This window comes from Stenotrophomonas sp. CASM110 (genome assembly GCF_049384345.1).
GTDB lineage: Bacteria > Pseudomonadota > Gammaproteobacteria > Xanthomonadales > Xanthomonadaceae > Stenotrophomonas > Stenotrophomonas muris.
On sequence record NZ_JBMRGI010000010.1, the window covers coordinates 125,518 to 143,651 of the forward strand.

Annotated in this window: 17 protein-coding genes and 1 pseudogene; 8 read left to right on the forward strand and 10 right to left on the reverse strand. The window is 68.6% G+C overall.

The window, feature by feature from the left end:
- Positions 1-28 precede the first annotated feature (28 nt).
- Genes VG561_RS11185 through VG561_RS11195 form a run of 3 tightly spaced genes read left to right on the forward strand, consistent with a single transcriptional unit; the run spans position 29 to position 5,519 of the window.
- Complete coding sequence (locus VG561_RS11185; RefSeq protein WP_053495411.1) at positions 29-1,276, forward strand: TolC family protein; 1,248 nt, start codon at positions 29-31, stop codon at positions 1,274-1,276.
- Entirely contained in the window at positions 1,273-2,445 is a 1,173-nt protein-coding gene (locus tag VG561_RS11190; protein WP_423179586.1) for an efflux RND transporter periplasmic adaptor subunit, read from the forward strand. Before VG561_RS11185 ends, VG561_RS11190 begins: the two co-directional genes overlap by 4 nt.
- The gene (locus tag VG561_RS11195) at positions 2,442-5,519 is read left to right on the forward strand and encodes an efflux RND transporter permease subunit (RefSeq protein WP_423179587.1); all 3,078 of its coding nucleotides are present in this window, start codon (positions 2,442-2,444) and stop codon (positions 5,517-5,519) included. Before VG561_RS11190 ends, VG561_RS11195 begins: the two co-directional genes overlap by 4 nt.
- A 117-nt stretch (positions 5,520-5,636) precedes the next feature.
- Here VG561_RS11195 and VG561_RS11200 read toward each other — a convergent pair whose 3' ends face one another.
- Positions 5,637-6,380: an SDR family oxidoreductase gene (locus VG561_RS11200; RefSeq protein ID WP_423179588.1), complete on the reverse strand. Its 744-nt coding sequence runs from the start codon at positions 6,378-6,380 to the stop codon at positions 5,637-5,639.
- A gap of 106 nt (positions 6,381-6,486) precedes the next feature.
- On the opposite strand from VG561_RS11200, the gene VG561_RS11205 reads away from it, so the two are divergent.
- A complete protein-coding gene (locus tag VG561_RS11205) occupies positions 6,487-7,440 on the forward strand; it encodes a LysR family transcriptional regulator (protein WP_423179589.1) in 954 nt (317 codons plus the stop codon).
- 65 nt (positions 7,441-7,505) lie between these two features.
- On the opposite strand, the gene VG561_RS11210 is transcribed toward VG561_RS11205, so the two are convergent.
- From VG561_RS11210 to dkgB, 8 genes are all read right to left on the reverse strand, one after another.
- Positions 7,506-8,873, reverse strand: coding sequence for a heavy metal sensor histidine kinase (locus VG561_RS11210; RefSeq protein ID WP_423179590.1), 1,368 nt, complete (start codon positions 8,871-8,873; stop codon positions 7,506-7,508).
- Complete coding sequence (locus tag VG561_RS11215) at positions 8,870-9,568, reverse strand: heavy metal response regulator transcription factor (RefSeq protein ID WP_423179591.1); 699 nt, start codon at positions 9,566-9,568, stop codon at positions 8,870-8,872. The genes VG561_RS11210 and VG561_RS11215 overlap by 4 nt, the downstream gene beginning before the upstream one ends.
- A gap of 45 nt (positions 9,569-9,613) precedes the next feature.
- Positions 9,614-10,498, reverse strand: a complete 885-nt coding sequence (copD, locus tag VG561_RS11220; RefSeq protein WP_423179592.1) for a copper homeostasis membrane protein CopD — start codon at positions 10,496-10,498, stop codon at positions 9,614-9,616.
- Positions 10,499-10,508: 10 nt separating this feature from the next.
- Complete coding sequence (copC, locus tag VG561_RS11225; protein WP_032962626.1) at positions 10,509-10,886, reverse strand: copper homeostasis periplasmic binding protein CopC; 378 nt, start codon at positions 10,884-10,886, stop codon at positions 10,509-10,511.
- A gap of 113 nt (positions 10,887-10,999) precedes the next feature.
- A complete protein-coding gene (locus tag VG561_RS11230) occupies positions 11,000-11,323 on the reverse strand; it encodes a MoaF-related domain-containing protein (protein WP_169411111.1) in 324 nt (107 codons plus the stop codon).
- Positions 11,320-12,258 carry a cyclase family protein gene (locus VG561_RS11235; RefSeq protein WP_142234817.1) on the reverse strand — a complete coding sequence of 313 codons (939 nt, stop codon included), beginning with the start codon at positions 12,256-12,258 and terminating at the stop codon, positions 11,320-11,322. The genes VG561_RS11230 and VG561_RS11235 overlap by 4 nt, the downstream gene beginning before the upstream one ends.
- A 19-nt stretch (positions 12,259-12,277) precedes the next feature.
- On the reverse strand, positions 12,278-13,252 hold the full coding sequence (locus VG561_RS11240) for a TIGR03571 family LLM class oxidoreductase (protein WP_423179593.1): 975 nt from the start codon (positions 13,250-13,252) through the stop codon (positions 12,278-12,280).
- An 11-nt stretch (positions 13,253-13,263) separates the two neighbouring features.
- Positions 13,264-14,067 (reverse strand): 2,5-didehydrogluconate reductase DkgB, encoded by an 804-nt coding sequence (gene dkgB, locus VG561_RS11245; protein ID WP_164077987.1) that lies wholly within the window; start codon positions 14,065-14,067, stop codon positions 13,264-13,266.
- A 118-nt stretch (positions 14,068-14,185) separates the two neighbouring features.
- On the opposite strand from dkgB, the pseudogene VG561_RS11250 reads away from it, so the two are divergent.
- Positions 14,186-15,082: pseudogene (locus VG561_RS11250) on the forward strand (LysR substrate-binding domain-containing protein); the annotation flags it as partial.
- 70 nt (positions 15,083-15,152) lie between these two features.
- Here VG561_RS11250 and VG561_RS11255 read toward each other — a convergent pair.
- Positions 15,153-15,629, reverse strand: a complete 477-nt coding sequence (locus tag VG561_RS11255) for a MerC domain-containing protein (protein WP_046430880.1) — start codon at positions 15,627-15,629, stop codon at positions 15,153-15,155.
- A gap of 32 nt (positions 15,630-15,661) precedes the next feature.
- Between VG561_RS11255 and VG561_RS11260 the strand changes: the two genes are divergently transcribed.
- From VG561_RS11260 to VG561_RS11270, 3 genes are read left to right on the forward strand one after another with little or no spacing between them, the layout of a single operon-like run.
- Positions 15,662-16,195: a ZrgA family zinc uptake protein gene (locus VG561_RS11260; RefSeq protein ID WP_046430878.1), complete on the forward strand. Its 534-nt coding sequence runs from the start codon at positions 15,662-15,664 to the stop codon at positions 16,193-16,195.
- The gene (locus VG561_RS11265; RefSeq protein WP_423179594.1) at positions 16,192-16,887 is read left to right on the forward strand and encodes an ABC transporter ATP-binding protein; all 696 of its coding nucleotides are present in this window, start codon (positions 16,192-16,194) and stop codon (positions 16,885-16,887) included. Before VG561_RS11260 ends, VG561_RS11265 begins: the two co-directional genes overlap by 4 nt.
- Entirely contained in the window at positions 16,880-18,133 is a 1,254-nt protein-coding gene (locus VG561_RS11270) for an ABC transporter permease (protein ID WP_262093865.1), read from the forward strand. The genes VG561_RS11265 and VG561_RS11270 overlap by 8 nt, the downstream gene beginning before the upstream one ends.
- Position 18,134: the final 1 nt, after the last annotated feature.

Here is an 18,134-nt window from a genome sequence, read left to right on the forward strand (position 1 = left end):
GCAAGTGCGTCACCTTACCGTGACGTGCATGAATTTCTCCCGTCGTCTTGCGGCCCTGCTGGCCGCCCTTTCGTGCGCGCCTGCGGCTTCGGCGCTGTCCTTGCAGGATGCACAGCGTGCAATGGAAGCGCACAACCCGGACCTGCGCGCGGCGGCATTGGAACTGCGTGGGGTGCAGGGCGATGCGCTGACCGCTGCGTTGCGGCCAGCGGCCGAGCTGTCGATCGGCAGCAGCAAGATCAGCCCGAAGCACGGCATCGGCCCGGGGCGCTGGCAGGACAAGCGGGTGGACAGCACGCTGGGCCTGGGCTGGACCTGGGAGCGCGGCGGCAAGCGCGCATTGCGCATCCGCCAGGCGGACGCGCTGCTGGAAGTGGCCGGGCTGGACATGCTCGATACCCGGCGCCGGCAGCAGGTGGCACTGCATGAAGCCTATTTCGGCCTGAAGGGCGCGCAGGAGCGGGCGCAGATTGCCGAGGCCAACCGCCAGAGTTCGGCCGAACAGATGGCGGCGGCCGACAAGCAGGTGGCCACCGGGGCGATGGCGCCGGTGGATCGCGCGCGGATGGCGGTGGACCATCTGGCGGTGGCCGATGCGGCGCGCGAGGCGGCCCTGGATCTGCGTGACGCGCGGCATGCGCTGGGCCTGCTGCTCGGCAGCGATGACAGCCGCGACCTCAGTGCCGATGACCCCTGGCCGGATGCCAGCAGCGTGGCCAGGGTGCGCGCGTTCGATCCGCAGCAGCGTGCCGATCTGCGCGCGGCACGCTCGCGCCTGGCCGCCGCCGACGCTGGCGTGGCCCTGGCACGCAGCGAGCGCCACCGCGACATCCAGCTGGGTGTGGAGGCCGAGCGCGAGCCCACCGATATCAGCGGTGTCACCTGGGGCGTGTCGTTGACCATTCCGCTGGGCGGCCCGTCGCGCGCACGCGGCGCGATCCAGCGTGCCGAGGCCGACCGGGACAGCGCCGCGCTGGAACTGCAGCTGCTGCAGCGCGAAGCACACGCTGAACTGGACCAGCTGCAGGCCAGCGTGCAGTCCGCCGCGCAGCGCCGCAGCGATTACGAGGGGCTGCAGTCCGACGCTGCGCGCAAGGCGGTGGAGGGCATCGAACTGGCCTATCGCCGTGGCGCCGCCAGCCTGACCGATCTGCTCGACGCGCGCCGCAGCTGGCGCGAGTTCGAGGCCGCGCTGATTGATGCGCGTGCCGACCATGCCATTGCCTTGGCGCGCTGGGAAGCGGCCACATCCGTTGCTGAAGGAGAGTCCCGATGAAGTCCACCGTCGCCCATCGCCCGCGGGCGCGACATGCCATGCTGCCGGCCCTGCTGGCGCTGGCCCTGCTGGGCGGCTGCGGTCGCGAACCGGCGTCGTATACCAAGGATGCGCCGCAGGTCAGTGCCGGCCAGATCCTGTTTCCGGCCGGCAGCCGCCAGCTGGATGTGCTGCGCAGCGAGCTGGTGACCGCCGGTGCCAGCGCCAGCCTGCAGCTGCCGGGCCGGGTGGTCTGGGACGAGACCCGCTCCAGCGCGCTGCGCACCCCGCTGGCGGGGCAGGTGGCGCGCATCGAGGCACAACCGGGGCAGAAGGTGAAGGCCGGCCAGGTGATCGCCTGGATCACCTCGCCCGAGTTCGGCCAGGCGCAGGCGGAGGGCGTGCGTGGCCGTGCCGAGCTGCAGCTGGCACGCCGGGAACTGGACCGCACCCGCGAACTGCACGCGGCAGGGGTGGCGTCGGGCCGTGAACTGGACGAGGCCGAGGCCAGCTTCGCCGGCAGCCAGGCCGATCACGCGCGCGCGACCGCCTTCGCCAGGGCGTATGGCAACGGCCAGCACGTCGACCAACGGCTGCCGCTGCGCGCACCCATTGATGGCGTGCTGGTGGAGCGGCGGATGAGCCCGGGCATGGCAGTCAGCCCCGACAGCGAACAGCCGCTGGCGATGATTGGCGATCCTGACCGCCTGTGGTTGCTGCTGGATGTACCGGAGAGCCTGGCCGGACGCTTGAAGGCGGGCATGCAGGTGAGCGTGCCCGGCGCCGATGGGCAGCCGCAGCAGGCGACCCTGCAGCACGTGGATGACTTCGTCGACAGCGAACGCCGCGTGGTGCAGGCGCGCGCCGAACTGGACAACCGTGCGCGCGGTTTCAAGGCGGGCCAGTACGTGCGTGCGCAGGTGGCAGTGCCGGCCGGGGGCGGTGTCTCGCTGCCCGATGCTGCGGTACTGCTCATCGACGGCAAGCAGGTGGTGTTCGTGGAGGAGGCCAAGGGCCGCTTCGCGCGCCGCGCCGTGCGTGCCGAGGAACTGGGCGATGGCCGCCTGTGGGTGCGCGAGGGCCTGGCCCAGGGCGCCAGGGTGGTGGTCGAAGGGGGCCTGTTGCTGCAGCAGCTGGTCGACAGTGCGCCCGCAGCCGCCAGCACCGGGACGGGGCATGCCGCGCCATGATCGATCGCCTGATTGCCTATTGCCTGCGCCAGCCGCTGATGGTGATGCTGGCGCTGCTGCTGTTCATCGGCGCTGGCATTGCCGCGTTCCGCGTGCTGCCGGTGGAAGCCTTTCCGGATGTGTCCGACACCCAGGTGACGGTGGTATCGCTGCACCCGGGCCGGGCCGCGGAGGAGGTGGAGCGCGAGGTGACGATGCCGCTGGAAGTGGCACTGTCCGGCATCCCGCATTCGGTGCGGGTGTTCTCGCATACGCAATTCGGCCTGTCGATGATCATCCTGACCTTCGACGACAAGGCCGACGATTACTTCGCGCGCCAGCAGGTGCTGGAACGCCTGCAGGGCGTGGAGCTGCCCGAAGGGGTGACGCCGGAGCTGGAGGCGATGAGCTCGGCGGTGGGCGAGATCTACCGGTACGTGCTGAAAGGCCCGCACCTGACACCGACCCAGCTGCGCACCGTGCAGGAATGGACGATGGAGCGCAGCCTGCGCACCGTGCCGGGCGTAGCCGATGTGATCAGTTTCGGCGGCTTCGCGCGTACGTTCCAGGTCAAGCCGGACCTGGACAAGCTGCGTGACCGCGGCATCAGCCTGGGTGAGTTCGCCGACGCGCTGGAGAAGGGCAGCTCGAACGCAGGCGGCGGCTACGTGGAACGTGGCCAGCAGCAGTTCCTGATCCGCGGCGTCGGTCTGATGCGCTCGCCGGCCGACATCGGCAACGTGGTCGTGGCGCAGCGCAGTGGCACGCCGATCCTGGTGCGCGACCTGGCCGGCATCGCCGATACCGGCCTGCCCCGGCAGGGCCTGGTCGGCCAGGATGACAACGACGATGCGGTGTTCGGCATGGTGCTGATGCGCAAGGGCGAGAACCCGTCCGACGTGCTCGACGCCCTGCATGCGCGCATCGCCGAGATCGAAGCGAACCAGCTGCCGGCCGGGGTCAGCATCGAGCCGTTCTACGACCGCTCGTGGCTGGTCTCGACCACGCTGAAAACCGTCTTCAGCAACCTGCTGGAAGGCGCGGTGCTGGTGTTCCTGGTGCTGTGGCTGTTCCTGTACAACGCCCGTGCCGCGCTGATCGTGGCGGCGATGATGCCGCTTGCGCTGCTGTCGACCTTCCTTGGCCTGCATCTGTGGGGCGTGCCGGCCAACCTGCTGTCGTTGGGTGCGATGGACTTCGGCATCATCATCGATGGCGCGGTGATCGTGACCGAGCACATCGTCTCGCGATTGTCGAAGCTGCCACCTGCGGCCGACCGTAAGACACGGTTCTCGACCATTCTTTCGGCAGCGTCGGAAGTGGGGCGGCCGACGTTCTTCTCGATGCTGATCATCATCGCCGCGCACATCCCGATCTTCACCCTGCAGCGCCAGGAAGGCCGCATGTTCGCGCCGATGGCGTACTCGGTGACCTCGGCATTGATCGGCGCGCTGATCCTGGCGCTGACCGTGGTGCCGTTGTTCTGCTACTGGTGGCTGCGGCGCGACCGCATGCGCGACGGCAATCCGCTGATGGACCGCCTGACCGGCTGGTACCGGCCGGTCCTGGAGCGCGCACTGGCCCGCCCGCGTGCGGTAGTGCTGACCGCGATTGCGCTGCTGGTCGGCACGCTGGCATTGGGCACGCGGCTGGGTTCGGAGTTCCTGCCCGAGCTGGACGAAGGATCGATCTGGCTGACGGCCACGCTCGACCCGAGCACCAGCCTGGGCGAAGCGCAGCAGCAGTCGCGGCGCATCCGTGAGCTGGTCGGCAGCTTTCCGCAGGTATCGACGGTGGTGGCCAAGCTGGGACGCCCGGAAGACGGCTCCGATGCCAAGGGCGCCAACCAGATCGAGGCGCTGGTGGCGTTGAAGCCGGAGAAGGAATGGCCGAAAGGCGTGGGCAAGCGACAGCTGGTGAGCGACCTGCAGCGCACGCTGGAGCAGCGCATTCCGGGCCCCGAGTTCTCGATTTCGCAGCCCGTGCGCGACAACATCCTGGAGAGCATCTCGCAGATCAAGGGCCAGGTGGTGATCAAGGTCAGCGGCTCGGATCTGGACGTGTTGAACCAGCAGGCGCAGGCGATCCTCGGCCAGGTACGCGGCGTGGAGGGCGTGGAGAGCGCCTTCATCGACCGCGACGGGTCATTGCCGCAGCTGCAGATCGAGATCGACCGCGACCGCGCCGCGCGCTATGGCCTGAACGTACGCGACGTCGACGAAGTGATCGAGACCGCACTGGGCGGGCGCCAGGTCGGCGAGCTGTGGGAGGGTGACCGCAGATTCCCCATCACCCTGCGCCTGGACGATGCCGATCGTGACCTGCAGCGGCTGCGTACGGTGCCGGTTGGCATCGGCGATGGCCACACGGTGACGCTGTCCGACGTGGCCGACTTCCGCATGGCCAGCGGCGCGATCAACATCTCGCGCGAGAACGCCCAACGGGTGAAGGCGGTGAGCATCTTCATCGCCGGCCGCGACATGGGCAGCGTGGTGGCTGACATGCGCAAGCGCGTGGATGCCAGCGTACAGCTGCCGGAAGGCTATCGGCTGGAGTGGTCCGGCGAGTTCGAGAACCAGCAGCGTGCGATGAAGCGGCTGGGCTGGGTGATTCCGCTGTCGGTGCTGATCATCTTCGTGCTGCTGTTCGATGCCTTCAAGGACATCAGCAGCGCCGCGCTGATCCTGGCCAACGTGCCACTGGCGATGATCGGCGGCATCCTGGCCCTGTGGCTGACCGGCATTCCGCTGTCGGTGTCGGCGGCAATCGGCTTCATTGCATTGTTCGGGCAAGCGGTGCTGAACGGCGTGGTGATGCTCAGCCGCTTCGCCCAGTTGCGCGAGCAGGGCATGGACCTGCTGCAGTCGGTGGTGCAGGGTTCGCTGCAGCGCCTGCGCACGGTGCTGATGACCGCACTACTGGCGATGTTCGGCCTGCTGCCGATGGCCACCTCGCACGCGATCGGTGCCGAGACCCAGAAGCCGCTGGCGGTGGTGGTGATCGGTGGTCTGCTGTCGGCGATGCTGCTGACCCTGCTGGTGTTGCCGACGCTGTACTACTGGGTGCATCGCCACCGCGAGGCGCGCATCGCGTGACCTACCTGTAGAGCCGAGCCAACGCTCGGCTGCTTCTGGCCTTTGCGCGCAGAGCAGCCGAGCATGGGCTCGGCTCTACAAGGGCGTCGCGCCATGCGTGGATGCCACCTGTGCGATCTATACCATCCCGCCGTTGGCGCGCAGCACCTGGCCGTTGATCCATCCGCCATCGGCACCTCCCAGGAACCCCACCGCACCGGCGATGTCCTCCGGCGTACCCAGCCGCTCCAGGGGGTTCATCTTCGCCAGCCGCTCGATCAGCTCGGGCGATTTTCCATCCAGGAACAGATCGGTGGCGGTCGGTCCGGGCGCCACGGCGTTCACGGTGATGTTGCGCCCGCGCAGCTCCTTGCTGAGGATTGCGCCCATCGTCTCCACCGCCGCCTTGCTGGCCGCATACACGCTGTAGTTATCCAGCCGGATGCCGACCACGCTGGTGGACAGGGTGATCAGCCGGCCACCGTCGCGCACCCGTCGCGCGCTTTCGCGCAGCACGTTGAAGGCGCCCCTGAGGTTGATGCCGATCACCCGCTCGAACAGGGCGTCGTCGGTATCGGCCAGTGGTGCCAGCTGCAGCACCCCGGCGCTGTTGACCACCACGTCGATGCCGCCGAAACGGGCTTCGATGGCGTCGAAGAGCTGGCGCACCGCCTGCGGATCGGACACATCGGCCTGCAGCGCGATGGCCTGCGCGCCGGCGGCGTTCAGTTCGGCCGCCAAGGCTTCGGCGTCGTCGCGGCGGCCCGCATAGTTGATCGCGACCGCGTGGCCATTGGCGGCGAGCCGACGCGAGATGGCGGCACCGATGCCACGGGATCCGCCGGTGACCAGGGCGACAGAGCGGGCGGGGGAGAGGGTCATGGTGACTTCCACGGGGACACGCCGAAGTGGCGCAGCGCCATCTTCGCGAAATCGCGCTTTCGGATAATCCTGCATAATCCGCCAACATCATCCGGATAGCCGAACAATGGACCGCTTCACGGCCATGCGCGCCTTCGTCCGTATCGTCGAGCGCCGCAGCTTCACCCGGGCCTCCGAGGACCTGAGCCTGCCGCGGGCCACGGTGACCGACGCGATCAAGGCGCTGGAACAGCGGCTGGGCGTGCGCCTGCTGCACCGGACCACGCGGCTGGTGGTGCCGACGCTGGAAGGCGAGGCCTTCTATGGCCGTTGCCTGCGCCTGATCGCCGACATGGACGACGCCGAGGCCGCCTTCCGTGACGCGCCGCCGCGCGGCCCCTTGCGCATTGAGGTGCATGGCACGCTGGGCCGGCACCTGCTGTTTCCCCACCTGCCGGATTTCCTGCAGCGCTACCCGGAGATCGAACTGGAGGTCAGCGAAGGCGACCGCTATGTCGATCTGCTGCGCGAAGGTGTGGATGCGGCGCTGCGGGTGGGCACGCTGGCCGACAGCGATCTGGCGGCGCGCCGGTTGGCGATGCTGCGCGAGGTCACGGTGGCCGCGCCGGGCTACCTGCAGGCCAAGGGCGTGCCAGGCAGCATCGAGTCCCTGCTGGGCGGCCATGAAATGGTGGGCTATCGCTCCAGCGCCACCGGCCAGCTGATTCCGCTGGAGTTCCAGCAGGGCGGGCAGGTGCGCTACGTGCCGCTGCCGGTGCGGGTGCGTGTGTCCGGTGCGGATGCGTTCCTCGGCGCCGCGCTGGCGGGCCTGGGCATCATCCAGGCTCCGCGCTACCGGATGGACCCGTATATCGCGCGCGGGCAGCTGGTGGAGCTGTTGCCGGACGCGCCACCGACCCCAAGCCCGTTGAGCCTGGTCTACCCGCGCAACCGCACGCCGTCCCCACGCTTGCGGGTGTTCATCGACTGGGTGGCCGGGGTGTTCGAGCAGACCGGAGGTGCCGGCCAGCGGCCGGCACTACCGGAGCGGCACGCGAAGCTGTCCGACCGCACGCGGTAGTGCCGGCCGCTGGCCGACAGCTGCAATGCGCTTCATGCACCGGGGGTGCCGGCCGGCGGCCGGCACTACCGGGCTGCGGCGCTCGGCAGCACCAACTCGAACACGGTGCCGGTGTCATCGGACGCAACACTCACGCTGCCGCCATGCGCCTGTGCAATCGCGCGGGTGATCGCCAGGCCCAGCCCCGCACCTTCGTGTCGGCCACGCTCGCCGCGGTAGAACCGATCGAACAGGCGCGGCAGCGCTTCGGCGGAAATCGGCGTGCCGACGTTGTGCACGCTGACCCTGCACACGCCATCGGCCTCGGCCAGCCGTACCCGCACCTCGCTGCCGGCAGCGGCGTGCTTCAACGCGTTGGACAGCAGGTTGGCAATCGCCCGGTGCAGCATCAAGCGGTTGCCTTCCACGCTCGCCACACCTTCGCGGCGCAGGGTCAACTGCCGGTCCTCGGCCAGCAGCTCGTAGAACTCGAGCAGCGAATCCACCACCCCATCCAGCGCCACCGGCTCGCGCGAAGGCAGCGCGCCCGGTGCTTCGGCCTGCGCCAGGTACAGCAGGTCGCCCACGGTCTGTGCCAGCTGCTGCAGTTCCTCGGCACACGACGCCAGCGTCTCGCGGTAGGCCTCGTTGCTGCGCGGGTGCGCCAGCACCACCTGCACCTGGGTGAGCATATTGGTGATGGGCGTGCGCAGCTCGTGGGCGAGATCACCGGAGAATTCGGTCAGCCGCGCGAAGTCCTGCTGCAGGCGTGCCAGCATGCCGTTGAGGGTCTGCGCCAGCTGCTCCAGTTCGGTCGGTGCACTGCGCGCGCTCAGGCGGCGCTGCAGCCGGCCAGCGGTGATCTGCCTTGCCTCATCGGCCAGCGTGCGCAGCGGCCGCAGCGTGCGCCGCACCACGTAGCCGCCGAGCAGGCTGCTGGCCACCGCGGCGCCGATGATGGCGATTGCCAGCAGGTGGCGGAAGCGCTCCAGGAAGTCGGCGTGACGGTTGTCATCAATGGCCAGCAGGGTCACCAGCTGGCTGCCGTCGGCCAGCGTCTGGCGCAGGTGCAGGGCATGCATGCAGCGACCATCGGTGAGGATCCAGTCGTGCCGCCGTGGCGCGGCGTCGATGGGCTGGCTGCGTGCATGCTCGCGCAGCAGTGCCGGCGCAGTGGAGAACAGTACGGTTCCGCTCCCATCAACAATGTGGAAGGCGATATCCGGATGATGGCCGAGCGCCTCTGCCAACCGCGGTCCGCGCGCGGCGGCAGGCCCATTGTCAGCGAGGTCGCGGATCAACGCGATCTTGTTTTCCAGTTCGATGAAGTCCTGGGCAACAAGATCATGGCGGGCGCTGACATAGATCGCCACGCCCAATGCGGCCAGCACCAGCGTGGCCACGATGGCGAACAGCAGTGTCAGCCGTACCGCGATGGAACGACGCAGGCTCATCCGCTGTGCACGGCACCGCCGTCCGGCGCCTCCAGCACATAGCCCATGCCGCGCACGGTGACGATCAGCTTGGCATCGAAGTCATCGTCGATCTTCGCGCGCAGGCGGCGGATCGCCACGTCGATCACGTTGGTGTCGCTGTCGAAGTTCATGTCCCACACCTGCGAGGCGATCAGCGAGCGTGGCAGCACTTCGCCCTGGCGACGCGCCAGCAGCTCCAGCAGGGTGTATTCCTTCTGGCTGAGGGCGATGCGCTGGCCGCCGCGTTCGACCCGGCGGCGCAGGGTATCCACCACCAGGTCGGCGATGATGATGCGCTCGGCCTGCGGCTGTGCCTGGCCGCGACGCAGCAGGGTGCGTACCCGCGCCAGCAGCTCGGCGAAGGCGAACGGCTTGGCCAGGTAGTCATCGGCGCCCAGTTCCAGGCCCTGCACGCGGTCGGCGATGCTGCTGCGCGCGGTCAGGAACAGCACCGGTGTCTGCCACCCTCCGTCGCGCAACCGCGACAGCACGTTCCAGCCATCCAGGCCGGGCAGCATCACATCGAGAATGATCAGTTGGTACTCGCCGCTGCCGGCCAGGTGCAGCCCGTCGACGCCGTTGCAGGCGAGATCGACCACGTAGCCGGCCTCGATCAGGCCCTGGCGCAGGTAGTTGCCGGTCTTGGGTTCGTCTTCGACGATCAGCAGTTTCATGATGCGCCCATCATCGCAGCTTGCACGTGGGCTGGCTGCGCAGGCTCACGCCAACGGGTCCAGCGTACCAAGCACCGCCACGCAGGCCAGCACCAGCACGGCCAGCACCGACTCGCAGGCCAGGCTGTGGCGCAGGGAACGCAGCGGCCGCGGTTGCCAGCCGTCGCGGATGGAGGTGGCCAAGGCCGGTACCAATCGCCAGCGATGCAGCGCCGCCAACCCCAGCATGCCGACCACCAGGGCCAGCTTGAGCAGCAGCCAGCGCCCATGCTCGGTACCGGTCAGGGTCTGCACGGAACCGCCGAGATCGACATAGGTATAGGTGCCGGTCATTGCCAGCAGGGCGACGATGACCGTGCCCGGCAGGGCGAAGCTGTGCGCGGCCCGCCACAACTCGTAGGTGCGCTCGCGCAGGCGCAGGCCCTGTGGACGCAGCGCCAACTGCAGGATGGCGGCGATCGCGCCGACCCAGGCACCGGCGGCCAGCAGGTGCACGATGCCGGCCAGCAGCCGCAAGGTGCCGCCGAACCCATCGCCCGCAGCGGCGTGGCCGTTCCAGGACAGGCTGGCCAACGCCGTGGCAGACAAAGCGAGCAGGGCCACGCGGCGCAGGCCCGGCAGCGGCGTGGCGAATGCCAGCAGGGGCAGCATCGCCAGCACCGCCACGGTACGCAGCAGGCCGGCTTTACCCACCGGCGTACCGGTGAGGAACCAGTGCGCCGTTGCAGGGTCGATGTCGGCCGGCGCGATGCCGAGCACACCGGTCAAGCGGGTGATGGCATCGGTGACCACCACGGCCAACGCGATCAGGGCGAGCGCCAGCGAGACGCCGCGCGGCAGCCCCGGACGGACGAACAGCATCCGCCCGAACAGCAGCATCAGCACCAGGTACAGTGCCAGCCGCAGCGCATACGGCGAGAGCTCGGCCACGATGGCAGCCTTATTTCACGGTGAAACGGTACGTGCCAGTGATCGGGTGGCTGTCCTGGCCCACCGCGCGCCACTGCAGTGCGTAGCTGCCTGCCGGCAAGGGCTTGGCGAAGCGTGCGCGCAGGGTGTGGCCATCTTCGGAGAGCTCCTGCGCAGTGGTGGGCATGGCCATCTTCATGCGGCCATGGTCCATGCTCAGTTCGATGCGGGTGGCACGCGGCATCACCTTCTCGCTGAACTGCAGCTCGATCTGGCTGGCCGGCGCCACGGTCGCGTCGGCGGCCGGCGTCGAGCGCACCAGGCTGGGATGGGCCAGGGCCAGGGGCGCAACCGCGAGGCCGGAGACGAGGACAACAAGGGCGGTGGAGCGGAGCAGGGGACGGGCCATGCGTGGGACACCTGTGGAAGACATGGGCCACAGGGTGGAGGGCAGCGCCTTTCGCTGCCCTGACCCCTGCATTACCGATCTGTAATGTTCCGTCCGCCGGCCGCTGGCCGGCATCACAGCGCTGCCAGCGGCCCTTGCATGCGATGGAAACTGCCATCGGTGGCGGTGAACCAGGCCAGCGAATGCCCGCCCGCGAAGTCATCGACATGCACGACCGTAGCGCCATCGGCTTCCTGCCACGAAATGGCATAGACCCCGTCGCTGATCCGCTGCCACTCACAGGCGGCTTCGCCCTGCGCACCGGCATAGGCGCCAGAGACGATGGCGTACTGCACGTGGCGGCCATCGGCGCTGTAGACATTGTCGGCGGCCAGGCCGTCATAGCTGACGCGGAAGCGGCGGCCGGCGAACACGGGAAGGTCAGCGGCGGTGTTCATCGGATTGCCACCGGGTTGATGTTGACCTGGGTCGAACCGACGTACAGCGGCTGGCCGAGCACGAACAGGAATTCCCAGGCCTTGTCGCGCACCAGGGCACGGCTGTCGATCAGCTCCAGGTTGTAGATGCCACGCTTAGCCAGCATGTACTGGTTGATCGGGAACTCCTCGGCACCATTCGGGTTCGGGTAGACCTCCGAGGCCCAGGTGTCGCCACCGAAGGCGACGATGCCCTGGTCGGCCAGCCACTTCGCCGCCTCCATGCCGATACCCGGTTCCACTTCCAGGAACTGTTTGTCGTCCTTGCCGATCAGTTCCAGCCAGCCGGTGTTGAACAGCACCACGTCGCCCTTGCGCAGGCGCAGCCCCTGCTTCTTCAGCACGGCCTGGATGTCGGCCACGGTGAACTCGGTGCCGCCGGGCACGATCGCCTTGCCGTAGTACGTGGTCATGTCCAGCACGACGCCACGGGTGACCATCGGCGGCACCTTCTCGACGCCGAGCTTGCGCACCCCGTCCACGGTGACGAAGTCGGCGGCCTTGTTGCCGTTGTAGTAGACGTTGTCGATGCCGATATGGCCGATGCCGTTGAGCTGGGTGCCAACGCCGGTCCAGGCGTTCACCAGTTCATCGTTGAAGGTGAACTTGTTGGGGCCCAGCGACTTGCCAGCCTGCTGGCCGACCTGCACGTTGTACAGGCGGAAGCTGCGGTGGCGGAACGCGGGCAGGTTCTTGTCCACCGGCACCGCCAGCGGATAGGTCTTGCCGGTCCTGACCAGCGTGACCGCGTGCTTGACCACGTCGGCGGTGAGCAGGTTGGCCGCGCCAATCTCGTCGTTGGCGCCGTAGGCAGAGGGGTACCAGTCCTCGGCGGTGGCCTGGAAGGACAGCGGCAGGGTGGCCAGCGCTAGCGCGGCCAGGGTCTTCATCTTCATGGCAAAGCTCCGGTAACTGTCAGGCCGTCGCGGGGGCGGCAAGCGGGGCATGCGGCGCAGCGGCGCCGGCATGGGCCGGGAAGTGCGGCAGCACGTACTCGGCGATTTCGTGGAAGGTTTCGGCCAACGGCCGTTCGTTGCGGCGGAACTGCAGGCCGATGTGGTCGACACCGGCCGCCTGCATGGCGTGCAGTTCGGCCAGCAGGGCGTTGCGGCCGCCGCGCAGGCCGAAGCGCCAGCGCTGCAGAGGAGCATCGGCATCGGCCACCAGGTCCAGGTGGATGAAGCTGGCATAGGGCTTGTTGCCGGCCACGGCGCGCCAGGCCGCCACGCGTTGTACATGGTCCTGCGGCGTGCCCGGGTAGGCCAGGCAGCCATCCATGTGCTGGCCGATCCACGCCGGTTGCTGCTGGGCCAGGCCTGCCACGAACAGCGGCAGGGCCGGGCCATCCGCGGGCAGCACGTCCAGGCCCTGCGGCAGGTGCGCGGCGGCGCCTTCGCGCAGCAGTGCGATCTGCTCGCGGAAGCGGCTGCCACGGCTGTCGAAGTCGCGGCCGAACAGCGGGTACTCCACCGGGCGGTCGCCACTGGCCACGCCCAGCAGCAGGCGGTCACCGCTCAGCCGCTGCACGCTGCGTGCCGACTTCAGGGTCAGCAACGGCTCGCGGATCGGCAGCACCACCGCGCCGGTACCCAGCAGGATGTGCTCGGTGATGCCGGCCAGGTAGCCGAGGTAACTGAACACCTCGAACACCTGTGCGGCATCGCCGAAGGCCGGGTCGTACACCGGCACGTCGCGTACCCACAGCGCACGGAAGCCAAGGCGGTCGGCCAACCGTGCCAGCTCCGCATGGCGCTGCAGGTCCGGTTCGCCGGGCAGGCGTCGCGCGGCGCGTCGTGCCTGTTCGCCCAGCGGCGTCCAGTCATTGTCCAGCGGTGCTTCGATGCCGATGCTGAAACCACCGGCCTGCAGCCGCGTCAACGCACTGCCCATGGCGAGGCTCCTCAGTCCCAGGCCGGGGCCAGGCCGGGCGGATCGACTTCGCGGCCGTTGCGGTCAAGCGCGGCGATCGCGGCCATGTCATCGGCATCCAGGTGCAGGTCCTGGGCAAGCAGGTTGCTGGCCAGGTTCTCGCGCTTGGTCGAGGACGGGATGACCGAGTAACCCCGCTGCAGCGCCCACGCCAGCGCGACCTGGGCGACGGTGGCCTGGTGCTTGTCGGCGATGGCGGCCAGCACCGGGTCCTTCAGCACCTTGCCGTAGGCCAGGGTCATGTAGGAGGTGACGGTGATGCCTTGTTCCTGCAGGAAGGCAGTCAGTGCCGGGTTCTGCAGGTAGGGGCTCAGTTCGATCTGGTTGGTGGCGATCTCGCCGGCGCCGACCACCTCGATGGCCTGCCGGGTCAGTTCGATGTTGAAGTTGGACACACCGATCTGACGGGTCAGGCCCAGCGATTTGGCTTCGGCCAGCGCGGTCATGTACTCGCGCAGTTCAACGCCATTGCCCGGCGCCGGCCAGTGGATCAGCAGCAGGTCGACGTACCCGGTGCGCAGCTTGGCCAGGCTGTCGCGCAGGCTCGGGATCAGCTTGTCGGCGGCGTAGTTGTCCACCCAGATCTTGGTTGTCAGGAACAGCTCGTCGCGCGGGACGCCGGATTCGGCGATGGCCTGGCCGACCTCGGCTTCGTTGCCGTAGATCTGCGCGGTATCGATCGCACGGTAGCCGACGTCGAGGGCGTTGCGCACCGAATCGATGACGGTCTGGCCGGTCAGGCGGAAGGTGCCGACGCCAAAGGAAGGAACGCTCATGATGGACTCCAGGGACTTCGTTGAGAGCCGGTGGGCTCGGGACAGGGCGAAGTGTGGGCGCTTTACATTTGTTGATTAAGCCGTGTATACGGGAAACGCTTTTGCGCCGAGGTAAAAAATGAAAACCACCCTGGATGAGCTGAAGGCCTTCGTGGCCGTGGTCGACAGCGGTTCGATCACTGCCGCGGCCGAAGAGCTGGAGCTGACCATCTCCGCCACCAGCCGCACCCTGGCGCGGCTGGAGGACAAGCTGCAGACCACGCTGCTGCGGCGGACCACGCGGCGGCTGGAGCTGACCGAGGAGGGAGCCGCATTCCTGGAGTACGCGCGCACGATCCTGGCCACGGTGGACGAGGCCGAGGAACAGATGGCCGCGCGGCGGCTGCAGCCGGTCGGGCGCCTGCGCGTAGACGCCGCCACGCCGTTCATGCTGCACGTCATCGTGCCGTTGCTGGAGGGCTTCCGCGAGCGCTACCCGCAGGTGGAGCTGGAGCTGAATTCCAATGAAGGCATCACCGACCTGATCGAGAAGCGCACCGACGTAGCGTTCCGCATTGGCGTGCTGCGCGATTCCACCCTGCATGCGCGGCCGATCGGCCACAGCCGCATCCGCGTGGTGGCCAGCCCCGAGTACCTGCGCCGGCATGGCACGCCCACGCGGGTGGAGCAGCTGCGCGAGCACGACCTGCTTGGCTTCACCCAGCCCAGTTCGTTGAACGAATGGCCGCTGCAGGATGCCGATGGCGGCCCTTTCGTGATTGAGCCGGCGATTGCTTCGTCCAGTGGCGAGACACTGCGGCAGATGGCGGTGGCCGGGCTGGGCATCGCCTGCCTGTCCGACTTCCTGACCCGCCAGGACCGGCGTGACGGCCGCCTGGTGCAGTTGTTCGCCAAGCAGACGCAGGAGGTGCGCCAGCCGATCAACGCGGTGTACTACCGCAACACCGCGCTGGCCGCGCGCATCACCTGTTTCGTCGACCACGTGACGCAGACGCTCGGCCAGCGTCCGTTTGACGTGAATGGGGGGGTAGCGCCGGCCGCTGGCCGGCTACCGGGTCCCAGGGGCTGCCGGCCAGCGGCCGGCACTACCGGCGGTTGTGCAGCGCGCGCCGGTTGCCGATGTGCGCGCATGCCAGCAGCACGCCACCACCAGCTGTCGCCACGCCATGCCAGAGCAGTGATTCCTTCAGCGGCAGGTATAGCGAGGCCGGCAACAGCAGGAGGGCGCCGACGCAGGCCAGCCTTGCAGGTCGCCAGCGCCCATGCCGGTGAACCCCGGCCAAGGTGCTCGCCAAGGCCAGCGACGAGGCCAGCAGCGCAAACAGCCATTCCCAGCGCGACATCATCAGCAGAAACGTCATCGCGCCATGGCCGGGGTGCTGGAACGAGCGCAGCGCCATCATCGCTGCCGGCACGAAGGCCAACAGCAGGGGCAGGGCGATGCAATGGGCGGCGCAGGCCAGGGACAGCCAGGCCCCGGCTAGATCGAAGCGGGGGTGCCAGCGTGCCGAAGCTGGCGGCTGGGCCAGGGCCCTTGCAGGCGTCGTGGGGATGTGGTCCATAATGTTACATAGTAACAATTGGAGCCTCTCCCATGAAGCGTTCTGCTGCTCTTTTCCTGCTGCTGGCTGCCAGCGCTGCACAGGCCCATGATGTCCGCCAGCTCGGTGCGCACGTACACGGCCAGGCCACCGTTGATCTTGCGCTTGACCAGCAGACGCTGGAATTCGCCCTGCAGGCGCCCGGCATCGGCATCCTTGATTTCGAGCGGCCGTCGGCCAATGCAACCGAGCAGGCCGCGCTGGCGCGTGCGATTGCGCTGCTGCAAAGCGGCAGCTGGGTCACCTTGCCCACCGCCGCGGGCTGCCGCCTTATCGCGAACGATGCCAGGGCCGAGGGCTTCGATGCGATGGCTGCCGCGCCGCCGCCCGGTCAGCATCGCCACGCAGGGTTCAGCGCAACGCTGCGGTACCAGTGCACCAAGCCTGCCGGGTTGCGGGCCATCGTCGTGCGCCTGCCCGCAGTATTCCCGGGCCTGCACGAAGTGATCGTCAACAGCACCACCGCCCATGGCCAGAACCGCAGCGTGTTGACTGCGGACAATCTGCGCGTGGTGCTGGCACCGTGAGCATGCGACCGGTGATCGTGCTGGATGGCGTGCAGTTCGGCTATGGCCGGCGGCTGGTGCTGGACGTGCCGCGGCTATGGATCGAGCAGGGCAGCAGCGTGCTGCTGCGCGGAATCAGTGGCGGTGGCAAGAGCACGCTGCTGGGCCTGCTGGCGGGCGTGCTGCTGCCCGGCAACGGCCGCATCCAGGTCGCCGGCCACGCGCTGCAGGCGATGCGTGGTGCCGCGCGGGATCGCTTCCGCGCCGACCACCTGGGCGTGATCTTCCAGCAGTTCAACCTGCTGCCGTTTCTCAGCGTGCGCGACAACATCGCACTGGGCCTGCGCTTCTCGCGCCTGCGCAGTGCGCGCATCAGCGGGCCGTTGAATGCCGAGATCGCGCGACTGCTGCAGGCCCTGCAGCTGGACCCCGGGCTGATGCAGCGCCGCGCCGGCACGCTCAGCGTCGGCCAGCAACAACGCGTGGCGGCGGCACGCGCGCTGATCGGCCGCCCGGCGTTGCTGCTGGCTGATGAGCCGACCTCGGCGCTCGACCGCGACGCGGCGACCGCGTTCCTGAAGCTGATGTCGGCGCAATGCGAGGCGGCCGGCACCACGGTGCTGGTGGTCAGCCATGACGACAGCCTGCAGCCGTTGTTCGACCGCACGATTGCCCTGTCTCAGATCAACCAGGCAGGTGCCGGCCATGCTTGAGCTTGCCTGGGCCAGCCTGCGCAGCCGCGCGTTGAGCGTGGGCCTGACCGTGCTGGTCATCACCCTCAGCGTGGTGCTGTTGCTGGGTGTCGAGCGTGTGCGCACGCAGGCGCACGAAGGCTTCGCCAGCACGGTGTCGGGCACGGACCTGATTGTCGGTGCGCGTTCGGGGCCGGTGAACCTGCTGCTGTACGCGGTGTTCCATATCGGTGACCCCACCAACAACGTGTCCTGGCAGTCCTACCAGGCGCTGTCCGCAATACCGCAGGTGAAGTGGGCGGTGCCGCTGTCGCTGGGCGATTCCTGGCGCGGCTACCGGGTAGTGGGTACCACTGGCGGCTACTTTGAACACTATCGCTATGGTTCCGGTCATGCGCTTGCCTTTGCACAGGGGCGGCCCTTTGATGATCTGTATGACGCGGTGATCGGCGCGGAGGTGGCACGCGCGCAGAAGGTCGGCCTCGGCGACGAGATCGTGCTGGCGCACGGCACCGGCGCGGTCACGCTGGCCACGCATGCCGACAAGCCGTTCCGGGTCTCCGGCATCCTGCAGCGCAGCGGCACGCCGGTGGATTCGTCGCTGCTGGTCTCGCTGCCGGCGATCGAGGCCATCCACGTCGACTGGCGCTCGGGTGTGCAGCTGCGCAGCCAGAGCGTCAGTGCCGAGCAGGCGCGCCACCTCGATCTGACCCCGACCAGCATCACCGCTTTCATGCTCGGCCTTAACTCGCGCATCGCCACCTTTTCGGTGCAGCGCAGGATCAACGAGTATCCCGAAGAGGCGATGCTGGCGATCCTGCCCGGGGTGACGCTGCAGCAGCTGTGGCAGTCGCTGGGCACGGCCGAGCGCGCCCTGCAGCTGATCAGCGCGTTGGTGGTGTTGCTGGGCATGGTCTCGCTGGTGGCGTTGCTGGTCTCGACGCTGCAGCAGCGGCGGCGCGAGATGGCGATCCTGCGTGCGACCGGCGCGCGGCCGGGTTACATCGCCGGCCTGCTGGTAGTGGAAGCGGTGGCGACCAGTGCCGTGGCCTGCGTGCTGGCGTTGGCGCTGCTGGTGGCCGCCAGCATGGCCGGACGCGGCTGGGCCCTGGCCACCTTCGGCCTGTCCATCACCCATGTCTGGCCGGATGGCCGCGAGCTGGCCTGGGTGGCGGGTGTGTTGGCGATCAGCGCGGTGGCCGGGCTGGTGCCGGCGTTGCTGGCCTACCGGCGCACCTTGGCCGATGGCCTGTCGCCGGGAGGCTGAG